Source organism: Pseudomonas sp. PARCl1, assembly GCF_947311875.1.
GTDB lineage: Bacteria > Pseudomonadota > Gammaproteobacteria > Pseudomonadales > Pseudomonadaceae > Aquipseudomonas > Aquipseudomonas juntendi.
On record NZ_CAMZMX010000024.1, the window covers coordinates 1 to 15,667 of the forward strand.

The 15,667-nt window shown below is 62.7% G+C and carries 13 protein-coding genes and 4 tRNA genes; 4 read left to right on the forward strand and 13 right to left on the reverse strand.

All coding sequences use genetic code 11. The annotated features are described in order from the left end of the window. Window position 1: 1 nt before the first annotated feature. The 4 genes from QME24_RS14325 to gltX form a co-directional block, all read right to left on the reverse strand. A tRNA-Ala gene (locus QME24_RS14325) sits at window positions 2-77 on the reverse strand. A gap of 61 nt (window positions 78-138) precedes the next feature. Then, window positions 139-214, reverse strand: a tRNA-Glu gene (locus QME24_RS14330). A 42-nt stretch (window positions 215-256) separates the two neighbouring features. Further along, window positions 257-332: transfer RNA gene (locus tag QME24_RS14335), tRNA-Ala, on the reverse strand. Window positions 333-670: 338 nt separating this feature from the next. Then, the gene (gltX, locus tag QME24_RS14340) at window positions 671-2,152 is read right to left on the reverse strand and encodes a glutamate--tRNA ligase (RefSeq protein WP_009685048.1); all 1,482 of its coding nucleotides are present in this window, start codon (window positions 2,150-2,152) and stop codon (window positions 671-673) included. A 143-nt stretch (window positions 2,153-2,295) separates the two neighbouring features. Here gltX and QME24_RS14345 point away from each other — a divergent pair, with 143 nt between their 5' ends. Both QME24_RS14345 and QME24_RS14350 read left to right on the forward strand, forming a co-directional pair. Then, window positions 2,296-3,351, forward strand: coding sequence for an HlyD family secretion protein (locus QME24_RS14345; protein ID WP_009685049.1), 1,056 nt, complete (start codon window positions 2,296-2,298; stop codon window positions 3,349-3,351). Window positions 3,352-3,400: 49 nt separating this feature from the next. Beyond that, the gene (locus QME24_RS14350; protein ID WP_192441722.1) at window positions 3,401-4,891 is read left to right on the forward strand and encodes an MDR family MFS transporter; all 1,491 of its coding nucleotides are present in this window, start codon (window positions 3,401-3,403) and stop codon (window positions 4,889-4,891) included. A gap of 37 nt (window positions 4,892-4,928) precedes the next feature. Here QME24_RS14350 and uvrB read toward each other — a convergent pair whose 3' ends face one another. After that, window positions 4,929-6,944, reverse strand: coding sequence for an excinuclease ABC subunit UvrB (uvrB, locus tag QME24_RS14355; protein WP_009685051.1), 2,016 nt, complete (start codon window positions 6,942-6,944; stop codon window positions 4,929-4,931). 287 nt (window positions 6,945-7,231) lie between these two features. Between uvrB and QME24_RS14360 the strand changes: the two genes are divergently transcribed. Next, window positions 7,232-8,428, forward strand: a complete 1,197-nt coding sequence (locus QME24_RS14360) for an amino acid aminotransferase (RefSeq protein ID WP_029887102.1) — start codon at window positions 7,232-7,234, stop codon at window positions 8,426-8,428. A gap of 62 nt (window positions 8,429-8,490) precedes the next feature. Further along, window positions 8,491-8,566 (forward strand) — tRNA-Asn (locus QME24_RS14365). Window positions 8,567-8,648: 82 nt separating this feature from the next. Here the strand turns inward: QME24_RS14365 and QME24_RS14370 are convergent. The 8 genes from QME24_RS14370 to mltG all read right to left on the reverse strand — a co-directional run bounded on the left by QME24_RS14370 (window position 8,649) and on the right by mltG (window position 15,663). Beyond that, window positions 8,649-9,209 (reverse strand): DUF1285 domain-containing protein, encoded by a 561-nt coding sequence (locus tag QME24_RS14370; RefSeq protein WP_009685053.1) that lies wholly within the window; start codon window positions 9,207-9,209, stop codon window positions 8,649-8,651. 10 nt (window positions 9,210-9,219) lie between these two features. Next, a complete protein-coding gene (locus QME24_RS14375) occupies window positions 9,220-9,825 on the reverse strand; it encodes a DUF4823 domain-containing protein (protein ID WP_009685054.1) in 606 nt (201 codons plus the stop codon). Between the two features lie 66 nt (window positions 9,826-9,891). Beyond that, a complete protein-coding gene (locus QME24_RS14380; protein WP_054905796.1) occupies window positions 9,892-10,860 on the reverse strand; it encodes a radical SAM protein in 969 nt (322 codons plus the stop codon). 93 nt (window positions 10,861-10,953) lie between these two features. After that, the gene (locus tag QME24_RS14385; protein ID WP_009685056.1) at window positions 10,954-11,589 is read right to left on the reverse strand and encodes a TetR/AcrR family transcriptional regulator; all 636 of its coding nucleotides are present in this window, start codon (window positions 11,587-11,589) and stop codon (window positions 10,954-10,956) included. 455 nt (window positions 11,590-12,044) lie between these two features. Next, complete coding sequence (locus tag QME24_RS14390) at window positions 12,045-12,827, reverse strand: TatD family hydrolase (protein ID WP_009685057.1); 783 nt, start codon at window positions 12,825-12,827, stop codon at window positions 12,045-12,047. Window positions 12,828-12,857: 30 nt separating this feature from the next. Then, window positions 12,858-13,844 (reverse strand): DNA polymerase III subunit delta', encoded by a 987-nt coding sequence (locus QME24_RS14395; protein WP_192440702.1) that lies wholly within the window; start codon window positions 13,842-13,844, stop codon window positions 12,858-12,860. Next, window positions 13,837-14,469, reverse strand: a complete 633-nt coding sequence (gene tmk, locus QME24_RS14400) for a dTMP kinase (RefSeq protein ID WP_110679707.1) — start codon at window positions 14,467-14,469, stop codon at window positions 13,837-13,839. The genes QME24_RS14395 and tmk overlap by 8 nt, the downstream gene beginning before the upstream one ends. Before the next feature lie 9 nt (window positions 14,470-14,478). Beyond that, a complete protein-coding gene (mltG, locus tag QME24_RS14405) occupies window positions 14,479-15,663 on the reverse strand; it encodes an endolytic transglycosylase MltG (RefSeq protein WP_047149967.1) in 1,185 nt (394 codons plus the stop codon). Window positions 15,664-15,667: the final 4 nt, after the last annotated feature.

A 15,667-nucleotide genomic window follows, 5' to 3' on the forward strand; every position in this document is an offset into this window, starting at 1 on the left:
TTGGTGGAGCTAAGCGGGATCGAACCGCTGACCTCCTGCATGCCATGCAGGCGCTCTCCCAGCTGAGCTATAGCCCCGAAACAAAAGGCTCATCAATAATCGACGAGCCTTTTTAAGCCCTGCAAAACGCAGGAAAAGTGGCGTCCCCTAGGGGACTCGAACCCCTGTTACCGCCGTGAAAGGGCGGTGTCCTAGGCCACTAGACGAAGGGGACGTAACCTTCGCGAAGATTCACTCGCGTGAACCCTGGCAGAATTGGTGGAGCTAAGCGGGATCGAACCGCTGACCTCCTGCATGCCATGCAGGCGCTCTCCCAGCTGAGCTATAGCCCCACAATGTCGCTTTGAACCGAACCGCTGGCTGGGTGCCTGGCGCTTCGTTTACGTTCATCGCTGTGGACGGGGCGCATATTAAGATCGGATTGCAGGGCTGTCAAACGAATTTTCAAAAATAACCAAAAATTTTTTCACAGATAACAATCACTTACCGCCCTGCCCTGCCCAAACCTGAGCATCCAGGGCCTGCGATCAACCTGTGGGAGCGGCCTTGTGTCGCGAAAGGGCCGCAACGCGGCCCCGGCGATATTTGCGTTGAAGCTGAAATCGTGGGACCGCGTTGGGGTCCTTTCGCGACACAAGGCCGCTCCCACAAGGTTCGGCTGCGGCCTTCCTCAGGCGATGGTGGCCAGCAGCTTTTCCCACTCTTTGTTTTCCTTCTTCGACACACCACCCAGCAGGTCCAGGGCCTGGCGCAGGCGGTAGCGGGTCAGGTCCGGGCCAAGGATTTCCATGGCGTCCAGCACCGACACCGAGCTGGCCTGGCCGGTGATGGCCGCGAACATCAGCGGCATGGCATCGCGCAGCTTCAGCTCCAGCGCCTCGACCACAGCCTGGATACAGCCGGTGATACGCTCTTTTTCCCACTGGCGCAGGCTTTCGAGCTTCCACAGGATCAGCTGGATGACCTGGCGCACCTGGTCGGCCGACAACTTCTTGCTTTCGAACAGTTTGGCGTCCAGCTTCAACGCGCCTTCGAAGAAGAAACCGCCCAGCGGGGCGACCTGGCTGAAGGTTTCCACCCGGCCCTGCACATGCGGAGCGATCTTCATCATGTAATCGCTGTTGAACGCCCACTTCTGCAGGCGCGCCGCGAACTCCTCGACGGGCAGCTCGCGCAGCCACTGGCCGTTGAGCCAGGACAGCTTCTCGATATCGAAGATCGGGCCGCCCAGCGAGATGCGCGACAGGTCGAAGTGCTCGACCATCTCGGCCAGCGAGAACTTCTCGCGCTCGTCCGGCATCGACCAGCCCATGCGGCCCAGGTAGTTGAGCATGGCTTCGGGCATGAAGCCCATGCGCTCGTAGAAGGTGACCGACGTCGGGTTCTTGCGCTTGGACAACTTGGACTTGTCGGGGTTACGCAGCAGCGGCATGTAGCACAGCTTGGGCTGCTCCCAGCCGAAATACTCGTACAGTTTGATCAGCTTGGGTGCCGATGGCAGCCATTCTTCGCCGCGCAGCACGTGGGTAATGCCCATCAGGTGGTCGTCCACCACGTTGGCCAGGAAGTACGTGGGCAGGCCGTCGTTCTTCATCAGCACCTGCATGTCCATGCGATCCCACGGGATTTCGACATCGCCACGCAGCATGTCCGGCACCACGCACACGCCTTCGCTGGGCACCTTCATGCGGATCACGTGCGGTTCGCCAGCGGCCAGGCGGCGCTGCACTTCCTCGTCGCTCAGCAGCAAGGCACGGCCGTCGTAGCGCGGGGTTTCGCCGCGGGCTTGCTGTTCGGCACGCATCTGTTCCAGCTCTTCGGCGGTGCAGAAGCAGTAGAAAGCGTGGCCGGCGTCGACCAGTTGCTTGGCGTACTGGGCGTAGATCTCGCCACGCTCGCTCTGCCGGTACGGGCCGTGCGGGCCGCCAACGTCCGGGCCTTCGTTCCATTCGATGCCGAGCCAGCGCAGGGCATCGAAGATCTGCTGCTCCGACTCGCGCGTGGAGCGCAACTGGTCGGTGTCTTCGATGCGCAGGATGAACTCACCGCCGTGCTGCTTGGCGAAGCAGTAGTTGAACAGGGCGATGTAGGCAGTGCCAACATGAGGGTCGCCGGTAGGCGATGGCGCGATACGCGTGCGTACGGTGGTCATGGAGAGTCTCGAACGAAAGATGAAACAAAGGCGGGATGTTAGCAGGTGGCGGGCACCGGGCTCCAGCAATGGCGCGAACGTCACTTGCCGAGTGGCCATCTGCCGCTGTTAAATTTATTTACATTTCTGCAACGACAATCCCCATGCCTGCCCAACTCAAACGCCGCCTGGCGATATTCTTCACCCTGGTGGCCATCATTGCTTTGGCTTTCCTGGCCCATTGGTATTTCAAGGGGCGCTTCTACGAAAGCACCGACAACGCCTACGTACAGGGCGAGATCACCCGTGTCTCCAGCCAGTTGGGCGCGCGCATCGACAGCGTGCCGGTCGAAGACAACCAGCATGTCAACCAGGGCGACCTGCTGGTGCGCCTGGAGGCGGCCGATTTCGAGCTGGCCCTTGAGCGCGCCCGTGCGGCACTGGCCACCCGCGAAGCCGAGTACGCCCAGGCGCAAAGCCGCCTTACCCAGCAAAGCAGCCTGATTGCCGCCGGCCAGGCCCAGGTGGCCGCCAACCAGGCCACGTTCGACCGCTCGCGGCTGGACCTGAGCCGCGCCGAGAAGCTGCGCAAGCCAGGGTTTGTGTCGGAAGAACGGGTCACCACCCTGTCGGCCGACAGCCATGTTGCCGGGTCGCAAGTGGACAAGGCCCGTGCCGACCTGCAAAGCCAGCGCCAGCAGGTCAGCGCACTGAATGCCGAGCTCAAGCGCCTCGATGCGCAGATCGCCAATGCCCGCGCCGACCTGGCCCAGGCCGAGTTGAACCTCACCCGCTGCGAGATCCGCGCGCCAATCAGCGGCACCATCGGCCAGCGCAGTGCCCGTAATGGCCAGGTGGTGCAGGCCGGGGCTTACTTACTGTCGATCGTGCCTGACGAAGACATCTGGGTGCAGGCCAACTTCAAGGAAACCCAGATCGGCCATATGCAGCCAGGCCAGCGCGCCGAACTGCTGTTCGACAGCTACCCCGATACGCCGATCGAAGGCCGGGTCGACAGCCTGTTCGCAGCCTCGGGTGCGCAATTCAGCCTGCTGCCACCGGACAACGCCACCGGCAACTTCACCAAGGTGGTCCAGCGCATCCCGGTAAAACTCACCTTCCGCGCCGACAACCCTCTGCACGGGCGTATTCGCCCGGGCATGTCGGTCACTGCCACCGTGGACCTGCGCAACGAAGACGAAGGCCACGATGGCCGCTGAACAACTGCTGCGCCCAACGGCGGAACCCAGCCGCCGCGACTGGATCGCCGTGATGAGCGTGATGCTCGGCGCCTTCATGGCGGTGCTGGACATCCAGATCACCAACTCTTCGCTCAAGGACATCCAGGGCGCGCTGTCGGCCACCCTGGAAGAAGGCTCGTGGATTTCCACCTCGTACCTGGTCGCTGAAATCATCATGATCCCGCTGACGGCCTGGCTGGTGCAGCTGCTGTCGGCGCGGCGCCTGGCGGTATGGGTTTCGGCCGGGTTCCTGCTGTCTTCGTTGCTGTGCTCGATGGCCTGGAACCTGGAAAGCATGATCCTGTTCCGCGCCCTGCAAGGCTTTACCGGCGGCGCGCTGATCCCGCTGGCATTCACCCTGACCTTGACCAAACTGCCGGAGCACCACCGTGCCAAGGGCATGGCCATGTTCGCCATGACCGCCACCTTCGCGCCGTCGATCGGCCCCACCCTGGGCGGCTGGCTGACCGAGAACTGGGGCTGGGAATACATCTTCTACATCAACATCCCGCCGGGCCTGGTGATGATCGCTGGCCTGCTGTACGGGCTGGAGAAAAAGGAGGCGCACTGGGACCTGCTGAAAAGCACCGACTATGCCGGCATCCTCACACTCGGCCTGGGCCTGGGCTGCCTGCAGGTATTTCTCGAAGAAGGCCACCGCAAGGACTGGCTGGAATCGCACTTGATCGTGGCCCTGGGCAGCGTCGCCCTGGTCAGCCTCATCACCTTCGTCATCCTGCAGTTTTCCAGGCCGCACCCACTGATGAACCTGCGCATACTCGGCAACCGTAACTTCGGCCTGTCGAGCATCGCCAGCCTGGGCATGGGCGTGGGGTTGTACGGCTCGATCTACCTGCTGCCGCTGTACCTGACCCAGGTGCAGGGCTACAACGCCCTGCAGATTGGCGAAGTGATCATGTGGATGGGCATTCCGCAGCTGTTCCTGATTCCGCTTGTGCCGCAGCTGATGAAGGTGGTATCGCCCAAGGTGCTGTGTGCGCTGGGCTTCTGCCTGTTCGGCGCTGCCAGTTTCGGCTCGGGGGTACTGAACCCTGACTTTGCCGGGCCGCAGTTCAACCATGTGCAGATCATTCGCGCACTGGGCCAGCCGATGATCATGGTCACCATCTCGCTGATCGCCACCGCCTATATTCAGCCGCAGGACGCAGGGTCTGCGTCGAGCCTGTTCAATATCCTGCGCAACCTCGGCGGCGCCATTGGCATTGCCTTGCTGGCAACACTGCTGGACGCCCGCACCAAGGTGTATTTCGATTACCTGCGTGAGGCCGTGGTGCCCACCAACCCCCAAGTGGCCGAGCGCCTGGCGCAACTGACGGAGCGCCTGGGGAGTGACAACGCGGCGCTGGGCAAGCTGAGCGAGATCACCCACCAGCAGGCGCTGATCATGGCTTACAACGACGCTTTCCACTTCGTCGGGATTGGTTTGGCGGTAAGCATGGTGGCGGTGCTGCTGACGCGCAAATTGCCCCAGGGCTTGAAAGCTGGCGAGGCCCATTGAGCGTGTTACGATGCACCCACAGGGCCGGCGCCAGCCTTCAGCTGGTGATCAACCGCTCGCGCAGCTTGGTGATCTCGTCACGCAACTGCGCCGCGGCTTCGAACTCCAGGTCGCGGGCGAACTGCATCATTTTCTCCTCCAACTGCTTGATACGCTTGGTGATCTCCCCAGGCGTGCGCAGTTCGGCCTCGTAACGGGCGCTTTCCTCCGCGGCCTTGGCCATGCCCTTGCGCTTCTTGCTGCGCGCACCCGGTACGGTGGCGCCCTCCATGATGTCGGTAATGTCCTTGATCACGCCCTTGGGCACGATGCCGTTGGCTTCGTTGAAGGCGATCTGCTTCTCGCGGCGGCGCTCGGTTTCATCGATCGCCCGCTGCATCGAGCCGGTGATGTTGTCGGCGTACAGGATGGCCCGGCCATTGAGGTTACGCGCCGCACGGCCAATGGTCTGGATCAGAGACCGCTCCGAGCGCAGGAAACCTTCCTTGTCAGCATCGAGGATCGCCACCAGGGACACCTCGGGCATGTCCAGGCCCTCACGCAGCAGGTTGATCCCCACCAGCACGTCAAAGGTACCCAGGCGCAAGTCACGGATGATCTCCACCCGCTCCACCGTGTCGATGTCCGAGTGCAGGTAGCGCACCCGCACATCGTGATCGGCCAGGTAGTCGCTGAGGTCTTCTGCCATGCGCTTGGTCAAGGTGGTGGCCAGCACCCTTTCGCCGGCAGCCACCCGCTTGCGGATCTCCGACAGCAGGTCGTCGACCTGGGTCAGTGCCGGGCGAATTTCGACCTGCGGGTCGACCAGCCCGGTGGGGCGCACCACCTGCTCCACCACCCGCCCGGCATGCTCGGCCTCGTAAGGCCCCGGAGTGGCGGAAACGAAGATGGTCTGTGGGCTGACACTCTCCCATTCATCGAAGCGCATGGGCCGGTTGTCCAGTGCCGACGGCAGGCGGAAGCCATACTCGACCAGGGTTTCCTTGCGCGAACGGTCGCCTTTGTACATGGCCCCCACCTGCGGCACGCTGACGTGGGATTCGTCGATCACCAGCAGCGCATCGGGCGGCAGGTAGTCGTACAGCGTTGGCGGCGGTGCACCCGCCGGGCGGCCAGACAAGTAACGCGAGTAGTTTTCGATGCCATTGCAGTAGCCCAGCTCCAGGATCATCTCCAGGTCGAACCGGGTGCGCTGCTCCAGGCGCTGGGCTTCGACCAGCTTGTTGGCCTTGTGCAGGTACTCCAGGCGGTCCTTGAGCTCTGCCTTGATGCCCTCCACGGCGTCCAGCAGGGTTTCCCGCGGGGTGACGTAGTGGCTTTTGGGGTAGAAGGTGAACCGCGGCAGCTTGCGGAAGACCTCGCCGGTCAGCGGGTCGAACGCCGCGATGTTCTCCACCTCGTCGTCGAACAGCTCGACGCGGATGGCCTCCAGGTCCGATTCTGCGGGGAAAATGTCGATCACATCCCCCCTTACACGGAAGGTGGCGCGGGCAAAGTCCATCTCGTTGCGGGTGTACTGCAGGTCGGCCAGGCGGCGCAGCAGCGCGCGCTGGTCGAGCTTGTCGCCGCGGTCCACGTGCAGGACCATTTTCAGGTAGGTCTCGGGGCTGCCCAGGCCGTAGATGCACGACACGGTGGTGACGATGATCGCATCGCGGCGCTCCAGCAGCGCCTTGGTCGCCGAGAGGCGCATCTGCTCGATATGGTCGTTGATCGATGCATCCTTCTCGATGAAGGTGTCCGACGACGGTACATAGGCTTCCGGCTGGTAATAGTCGTAGTAGGAGACGAAGTACTCCACCGCGTTATTTGGGAAAAACGCCTTGAACTCACCGTACAGCTGCGCGGCCAGGGTCTTGTTCGGCGCCAGCACCAGGGTCGGGCGCTGAACCTGCTGGATCACGTTGGCAATGCTGAACGTCTTGCCCGAACCCGTCACCCCCAGCAGCGTCTGGTGCGACAGCCCGGCCTCGATGCCCTCGACCATCTGGCGGATCGCCTCGGGCTGGTCGCCGGCGGGCTGGAAACGGGTAACGAGCTGGAACTCGGACATGACGGACCTCGCGGTGCTGCAGCAACTGTAAATTTAGCCAGTAGTCTATACCCAAATGCGCCCGAACGGGGCGGCTTTCAAGGCACAGCCACAACCAGGTATTACGGTTGACCGGGCAATCAGACCGATGGTCAAAAAATATTTGCGCAAATACCCGGAAAAGCCGCGCCAGAGTGTCGCGGTCACCGGTCGGTATCACTATACTGACTCCCCGTTTGTGCACCGCTTCAGTGCATTCGGCTGGAGCGTGTACGCCCTATCACTCTCCAATCAGAGCCGAAGTAACAATGAGCCTGTTTTCCGCTGTCGAGCTGGCACCCCGCGACCCTATCCTGGGCCTCAACGAAGCATTCAATGCCGACCCACGTACCGACAAGGTCAACCTGGGTGTTGGCGTGTACTGCAATGAGGAAGGCCGCATTCCGCTGCTGCGCGCCGTGATCGAAGCCGAGACCCAGCGTGCAGCCCAGCATGCCTCGCGCGGCTACCTGCCGATCGATGGTATCGCCACCTACGACCAGGCCGTGCAAAAGCTGCTGTTCGGTGCCGAATCGCCACTGCTGGCCGCCGGCCGCGTGGTCACCGTGCAGGCCGTCGGTGGTACTGGCGCACTGAAAATCGGTGCCGACTTCCTCAAGCGGATTTCGCCAAACGCCGTGGTGGCCATCAGCGACCCGAGCTGGGAAAACCACCGCGCCCTGTTCGAGTCGGCCGGTTTCCCGGTGCAGACCTACCGCTACTACGACGCCCCGAGCAACGACGTCAACCGCGCCGGCATGCTCGAAGACCTCAACGCCCTGCCCTCCGGCTCGATCGTGGTGCTGCACGCCTGCTGCCACAACCCGACGGGCGTCGACCTGAGCCTGGACGACTGGAAAAACGTGCTGGAAGTGGTCAAGGCCAAAGGCCACGTGCCGTTCCTCGACATGGCCTACCAAGGCTTTGGCGACGGTATTGCCGAAGACGCCTTCGCGGTCCGCCTGTTCGCCGAGTCGGGCCTGGAGTTCTTCGTATCCAGCTCATTCTCCAAGTCGTTCTCGCTGTACGGCGAGCGCGTGGGTGCGCTGTCGGTGGTTACCGCCTCCAAAGACGAAAGCACCCGCGTGCTGTCGCAGGTCAAGCGCGTGATCCGCACCACCTATTCCAACCCGCCCACCCACGGCGCAACCATCGTCGCTACCGTGCTGAACAGCGCCGAGCTGCGCCAGATGTGGGAAACCGAACTGGCCGAAATGCGCGAACGCATCCACGGCATGCGCAAGCAGATGGTCGCGCTGTTGGCCGAATACGGTGCCAATCGCGATTTCAGCTTCGTCGGTCGCCAGGTCGGCATGTTCTCCTACTCGGGCCTGAGCGTAGAGCAGGTGGCCCGGTTGAAGAACGACTTTGGCATCTACGCGCTGGACACTGGCCGCATCGCTGTGGCTGCGCTGAACCAGAGCAACATCCATGTCGTCACCAAGGCGATCGTGCAAGTGTTGTAACTGCTTGATTTGGCAGGGGGTGGCTTGACTTCCCCCTGGCGATCGGTATGATGTGCGCAGATTCCGCGATAGCTCAGTCGGTAGAGCAAATGACTGTTAATCATTGGGTCCCTGGTTCGAGTCCAGGTCGCGGAGCCAAACATTGGAAAAGCCCCCGGCTGTGAAAGCAGCCGGGGGCTTTTTCGTTTGCTGCGAAGCCGGCGACGCACGCACAATGCAATCAGCTGCTGCGCCCAATCGGGTAGAACTCGCCACCGCTCCAAACGCCCAGCCATTGCTCACCATCGATCTCGCGCGGCACCGCCAACTCCACCATCTGGTAGAACACATTGCGGTGTATCAATGCCTCGAGGTTGCTGCGCATCAGCACGTACGGCGACGGCGCTTGCGTCACCGGATCGGTGACTACCCGTAGCGGATTGGCCGGGCCGGCCTCGACCTGATCCTCGACATTGCTGGTAAAGCGCAGCACCTGCTGCTCGCCCTGCCCTTGCACCTCCAGCGCCACCGCCACGAACGGCGCATCGTCTACCTGGATGCCCACCTTTTCCACCGGGGTAATCAGGAAGTAATCGTCACCATCGCGGCGCAGGATGGTCGAGAACAGCCGCACCATCGGTTTGCGGCCGATGGGCGTGCCCAGGTAATACCAGGTGCCATCGCGGGCGATACGCATGTCGATGTCACCGCAGAAATCGGGGTTCCACAGGTGGACCGGTGGCAGGCCCTTGGCCTTGGGGATCTGCGCCAGCAGGTCGTTGGCCTTACCGGTGTCGCTCATCACACTCGCCTCACTCACTCATGCCCAGAAGGCTACGAGCGTACTCGCGCATCGGTGCGGCAAGCAAATCCTCGGGGGTTTTATCGTGGAACGTCAACAAACCGCCACGGCTCTTGATGCGAGCGGTATCGATCAGGTAGCGGGTATTGGTTTCGATCAGCATCATCTGCACCACACCGCTGTCCCAGCCCAGGCGGTCGACGGCTTGCTCATCGTACCACTCGTCACCATTGCCGATGCGGTCGTCGGTGCGGGCGAAGCGGGTATACAGCACATAGTCGGCACCGACCGAACGGGCCTGCGCAATGGCCTCTTCCAGGCCCAGCGGGCCTTGGGCGCGGCGCACCAGCGGGAAATACTCGACGAAACTCTTGAACGCCTGCTCGGCCACTGCATTCTGCCGGGGTACCGGGCCCTTGCCAGGCGGCACGAATGCGCCCTGCCCTATGAAGATGAACGAGTCGGGCTGCAGGCGAATCGACAGCGTGCGCCGGGTTTCGCTATGGTCCAGCAGCCCTGCGTCGCTCATGTGATAGCGGACGCCCTCGCCCATATCGCTGACATTCATGCAACCGCCCAACGCCATCAGCGCCAGCAGCAAGACCAGGCTACGCATCTTTCCTCCAGTGACCGGCGACGAAAAACCGGCGAATAGCCGGCGGATGCAGCTTTTGCGCCAGCTTCAGCCGCCGATTACCTTCATCACCGTCACGCCGCCGGAAAACGCCAATGCCTGTTTGTCTGCCAGCGCCTTGACCAGTAACCGCTGCAGCGCCGGCAAGGCTTGGTGACGTGGTTTCTCCAGAAGGTCGCCAACGAAATGACGACTACCCGACGACAGGCAGCCATGCAGCCAACCTGTGGACGACAGCCGTAGCCGCGAGCACGTCCGGCAGAACGGCACGCTCTCATTGGCGATCACGCCGAAGTGCCCCTTGCCGGGGATCTGATAGCGCATGGCGGTGGCGTCCACCGGCGCAGCGACACGGGCGAAGGCGTGCTGACCGCCGATCAGCGTGAGCAGGTCATCGAGGCTGACAAATTGCCGCAGGAAAGCAGAGTGATCACGCGCCAGATGGCCCATGCGCATCAGTTCGATGAAACGCAACTCAAAGCCGCGCGCCATGCAGTAATCCAGCAACGGCAGCACCTGGTCGAGGTTCTGCCCGCGCATCGGCACCATGTTCACTTTGATCTGCATGCCCATGGCGCGGGCCCGCTCCATCGCCGCCAACACCGTGGCCAGGTCGCCGCCGCGGGCGATCTGGCGAAACGCCAACGGGTCCAGGGTGTCGAGCGAAACGTTCAGCCGACGAATTCCGGCTGCCTGCAATTGCGGCAACTTACGGCCCAGCAGCTGACCATTGGTGGTCAGCGAAATATCCTCGAGGCCGAGTTTGGCCACCGCGGCGAGAAAGGCATCCAGGCGCGGACTGACCAGCGGTTCCCCACCGGTGATACGCAAGCGCTCGATGCCGGCTGCTTCAATCAGGTAGGCCACGCCACGCGCCAGTGCGTCTGCCGAAAGCTCGTCCTGCGCCGCCACCAGGCGCTTGCCGTCGGGCACGCAATAGGTACAGGCGTAATTGCAGGCAGCCGTCAGGCTGACACGCAGGTTGCGAAACCGCCTGCCTTGACGATCGACGATCATGGATGACTCCGGCATGGGTAAAAGGGGCCGGCAAAAGCTGACTCATAAATCAGGTTTTTGCAAGCCCTGTACGCATAGCCGGTGGGGCGTAGCTCAGTGGGACGGTTCCGGGTCGCGCTTGCGCTTGTTGCCCATGCGCACGCCAATGTCCATCAGGAACTGGAAGAAGCCTTCCTGATCTTCCAGCACATTGCTCCAGAACGGTGAGTGGTACAGCGCAACGGCGCCATGCACCAGTGCCCAGGCGGCGCAGTAATGGAAGTAAGGAGGCACGTCTTCGAGCTTGCCTTCGCTGATGCGGCCCTTGATCAGCTGCGTGAGGCGGTCGAAGTTGGAAGCGCGGATGCTGTGCAACTGTTCGACCATTTCCGGCACCTGGTTGCCCTTGACCACCTTTTCTTCCAGGCGGTCGAACAGCCGGTAACGCTGAGGGTCACGCATGCGGAATTCGAAATAGGCACGCGACAGGGCCTCCTTGTCACGGTCGACGTCGGCCGAGTGCAGCAACCCGTTCAGGTCGCGCTCGTAGTCGAGCATCAGGCGCAGGTAGATCTCGGCCTTGGACTTGAAGTGCTTGTAGATCGTGCCTTTGCCGATGCCCACGGCGTCGGCGATCATCTCGACGGTGACGCTGTCTTCACCTTGCTCGAGAAACAGCTTGAGCGCGGTATCGAGGATTTCCTGTTCGCGACGGCGAAACTCACGGACCTTACGAGGTTCTTTCTGCATGGGAAGGACTGGATGACAATCGAAGCGGTTTATTATGCCTAACTTGCGGGAAATTGCACGGATCTTCCGAGCATGGCTGTGTTTCAGGATGCTCTCGACCATACGATGCGGGAGGAACCAGACGCGGCCGTATTCCAAATCTGTTTAAAAAACGACCAATAGCCACTGGCAGGCCGCCAAACCTGGCCAATACTAGAAGTGTTGGCGCGGCGCATCCCCCCTAGCGGCGCGCCGATAAAGGTGCTCAGGGACCGCGTACCTTTGTTTTACTCCTAATGGTCTTAACCCGGATTCCTCCCCCAGAACCCGGGTTTTTTTTGTGTGTTTGCGGGGGATATGCGTTGGAGGTGGGGTTTTGGGGATGGTATGAGGGGCGAAGGTGTTCGAGCCCACAGGCGCTGAATTTATTGTGGCAGGCACCTCATGGCCCTCACACAACCTTCAACTCCAATGAATCAACCCACCCGCGCCAACGGAAACAACCGCTTGAAGTTAGCCGTTGTCTGCTCAGCCAATTGCCCATAACTGGCCCCGCGCAGCGAAGCCACATACTCCGCCACTTCCCGCACATATTGCGGCAAGTTCGGCTTGCCGCGATACGGAATCGGCGCCAGGTACGGCGAATCGGTTTCCACCAACAAGCGGTCGACCGGCACTTGCCGCGCCACTTCCCGCAGGGCATCGGCATTGCGGAAGGTAACGATGCCAGACAGCGATATGTAATAGCCCAGGTCCAGCGCCGCCTTGGCCATGTCCCAGTCTTCGGTAAAGCAGTGCAGCACGCCAGCCTGCGGCAGATTGGCCTCGCGCAGCAGTGCCAGGGTATCGGCACGCGCCGCCCGGGTATGCACGATCACTGGCTTGCCGGTCTGCCGCGAAGCCTCCAGGTGCAGGCGGAACGAGGCCTGCTGCAATTCAGCGGCTTCAGGCTCGTAGTGGTAATCCAGCCCGGTTTCGCCAATGGCCACCACATGCGGGTGGGCCAGTTCGCGCAGTAGCCATTCCAGCGCCGGGGTTTCGCCCGGCGCCAGGTCCAGCGGGTGTACACCGACCGAGCAGTCGACATCCGCGTACTGCTCGCTCAACGCCTTTACCGCGCCGGCGTTTTCGGCACTGACGCCGATGCACAGGAAATGCCCCACCCCGCGATCACGCGCCGCCTGCAGCGCAGCATCGAGCGAGCCCTGATGGGCACTGAGGTCAAGACGGTCAAGGTGGCAATGGGAGTCTACGAGCATGGGATAGCGGCACACATGGAAAATGGGAAATCAGCGGACGCCCGGCAGTTGCAGCCAATGGGCCAGCAGCGATTCGAGCAACAGGGTTTGATTGAGATTGGCCTTACCCAGCACCTTCTGGCGCTGTTCGAGGATCCACGCCTGCACCTCCAGCACCTTGGCCTGGCGGCTTTTCTGCGCCAGGTACTGCACCACCTTGCGCATATCGGCCAAGCCTAACCCCTCCTCGTCCTGGGTCAACTGGTAGCGCAGAATGAGGTGCGCCCAATCGCAGAACCAGTCGAATACCCTCAACATCGGCACAGCCTTCCAGGCTTCAGCCAGCTGGCTGGGCGATTGCTGTTGCTTGAGCAACTTCTTCACCCCGTCAGTAACCAGCGCACGCTGCTCGCGCACACACTGCGCCTGCAGGCTGATCGCCATCAGCGGCGAGCCGGCGGCCAAACTCAGCAATTCGTCGCGCTCGGCCTCGTCCATATCAGGCAACGCCGCGGCCAGCCAGGCCTGGCTCTGGGCCAGGTTTGGCTGGGGGCAGGCTACCTGCTGACAACGGCTCTTGATGGTCGGCAGCAGCCGGCTGGGCTGGTGCGTGACCAGCAGCAACACGGTGTCGCCGGAGGGCTCCTCAAGGCTTTTCAACAGTGCGTTGGCAGCATTGACGTTCATGGCTTCGACCGGCTCGATCAACACCACCTTGCGGCCACCCAACTGCGCCGTCTGCACCACGAAGGCCACCAGCTCACGGACCTGGTCGACCTTGATCGGCTTATCGGCCTCTTCGGGCTCAAGGATGTAGTTGTCAGGGTGGCTACCGGCCTTCAGCAGCAGGCAGGACTTGCAGGTGCCGCAGGCATCAAGGCCTTGCGGCTGCTGGCACAACAGGCGGGCCATCAGACGCTCGGCCATGGCCCGCTTGCCAATGCCCTGCGGCCCGTGCAGCAGGTAGGCATGGGCATGCTGACTGCGCCCGGCCAATTGCTGCCAGAGCGCCTGCTGCCATGGGTAGGCCTCAGCCACGGCAACGCTCCACGATGGCCGGCAACAGCGCATCGATAGCACGCTGCACGGCTGCGAGCGGCTGTGCGGCATCCAGCAGGCTGTAACGCTGCGGTTCGCGCTGGGCGCGCTGCAGGTAGGCCTGGCGCACAGCCTGGAAAAACGCCTGGCCTTCCTGCTCGAAGCGGTCGAGGCGGCCGCGCGCAGCGGCACGGGCCAAACCGACTTCGACCGGCAGGTCGAACACCAGGGTCAGCTGCGGGCGAAGGTCGCCCTGGACGAATTGCTCCAGGGTGGCGATACGCTCGACCGACAGGCCGCGCCCGCCGCCCTGGTAGGCATATGTGGCATCGGTAAACCGGTCGCACAACACCACAGCGCCACGGGCCAGCGCCGGGCGGATCACCTGGGCCAGGTGCTGGGCGCGGGCAGCGAACACCAGCAGCAGTTCGGTGTCGGCGGCCATGGGTTCATCGCTGGGGGCCAGTAGCAGCTCACGCACCTTCTCGGCCAGCGGCGTGCCACCAGGCTCACGGGTCAGCACCACATCCAGGCCGTGCTCGCGCAAGCGCGCCGCCAGGTAGTCGCGGTTGGTGCTTTTGCCCGCGCCTTCGGGGCCTTCCAAAGTAATAAACAAGCCGCTCACAGGCAGTCCTTAATGTTGTTCGTCAGGCGTTGCCGGCTCGGCCGCCTGGGCATCACCGGCGGGAGCGGCCGGCGCCGGCTGCGCAGCCGGCTCATCGGGTACCGGCTGCTCTTCGCCGGCGGCTGGCGCAGCGTCATCGGCGCCCGGCTTTGCCGGCTGCTGCGGCGCGGGGCTGGAGCGATAGTCTGCCCGCCGCTTGAGCTGAAACTCCCGCACCGCCGAGTTGTGATCGTTGAGGTCGTCGGAGAACACATGGCTGCCGTCGCCACGGGCGACGAAGTACAGGCTGGTGCCATCGGCCGGGTTAAGCGCCGCGTGAATCGCCTCGCGGCCGACCATGGCAATCGGCGTGGGCGGCAGGCCAGTGATGGTGTAGGTATTGTAGGGCGTAGGCTCACGCAGGTCGGCACGGGTGATCTTGCCGTTATAGCGTTCACCCATCCCGTAGATAACCGTCGGATCGGTCTGCAGCATCATGCCCAGGCGCAAACGCCGCACGAACACCCCGGCGATCTGCCCGCGCTCTTGGGGGATGCCGGTTTCCTTCTCCACCAGCGAAGCCATGATCAGCGCCTGGTAGGGATCGCGGTACGGCAGGTCGGTGGCGCGCTCGGCCCATTCCTTGGCCAGCACCTCTTCCAGACGCATGTAGGCCTGCTGCAGCAATTCGACGTCGCTCATGCCGCGCACGAAGCGGTAGGTATCGGGGAAGAACCTGCCCTCAGGGAACACACCGGTATGGCCGAGTTTGTCCATGACCTCGGCGTCCGACAGGCCATCCAGGGTGTGCTTGAGCTTTTCATGCTTGGCCACGGCCGCGCGCAGCTGGCGGAAGGTCCAGCCCTCGACCAGGGTCAGGTTGTATTGAACTACGTCGCCCCGGCGCCAGGCGTCGAACAGCTGCTCGACGGTCATGCCAGGGGTGAGGCGATATTCGCCGGTGTGCAACGGGGTACCGGCCATGTTGAAGCGCCAGTACAGGCGCAACCAGACGGCGTCGTCGAGCAGCCCTTCGGTTTGCATGCGGTAGAACATGCGGTTGGGCGTGGTGCCATTGGGCACGTCGAGCAGGCGTTCCTGCGTGACGTGCAGTGGCTGCTCCAGGACCGAGTTGATTTTCCAGGCCGACCAGCCTAGCGCCAGACCGGCGAGGATCAGACCCATTTCCAGCAGCAGCAGGAATTTACGTCTCACGAAT

Excerpts from the sequence above, each read along its gene's own strand:
- QME24_RS14370 (WP_009685053.1), bottom strand. The coding sequence starts at position 9,209 with ATGAGCGACACCGGTAAGGCCAACGACCTGCTGGCGCAGATCCCCAAG.
- QME24_RS14360 (WP_029887102.1), top strand. The coding sequence starts at position 7,232 with ATGAGCCTGTTTTCCGCTGTCGAGCTGGCACCCCGCGACCCTATCCTG.
- gltX (WP_009685048.1), bottom strand. The coding sequence starts at position 2,152 with ATGACCACCGTACGCACGCGTATCGCGCCATCGCCTACCGGCGACCCT.
- QME24_RS14390 (WP_009685057.1), bottom strand. The coding sequence starts at position 12,827 with ATGCTCGTAGACTCCCATTGCCACCTTGACCGTCTTGACCTCAGTGCC.
- QME24_RS14375 (WP_009685054.1), bottom strand. The coding sequence starts at position 9,825 with ATGCGTAGCCTGGTCTTGCTGCTGGCGCTGATGGCGTTGGGCGGTTGC.
- QME24_RS14345 (WP_009685049.1), top strand. The coding sequence starts at position 2,296 with ATGCCTGCCCAACTCAAACGCCGCCTGGCGATATTCTTCACCCTGGTG.
- uvrB (WP_009685051.1), bottom strand. The coding sequence starts at position 6,944 with ATGTCCGAGTTCCAGCTCGTTACCCGTTTCCAGCCCGCCGGCGACCAG.
- QME24_RS14385 (WP_009685056.1), bottom strand. The coding sequence starts at position 11,589 with ATGCAGAAAGAACCTCGTAAGGTCCGTGAGTTTCGCCGTCGCGAACAG.
- QME24_RS14380 (WP_054905796.1), bottom strand. The coding sequence starts at position 10,860 with ATGATCGTCGATCGTCAAGGCAGGCGGTTTCGCAACCTGCGTGTCAGC.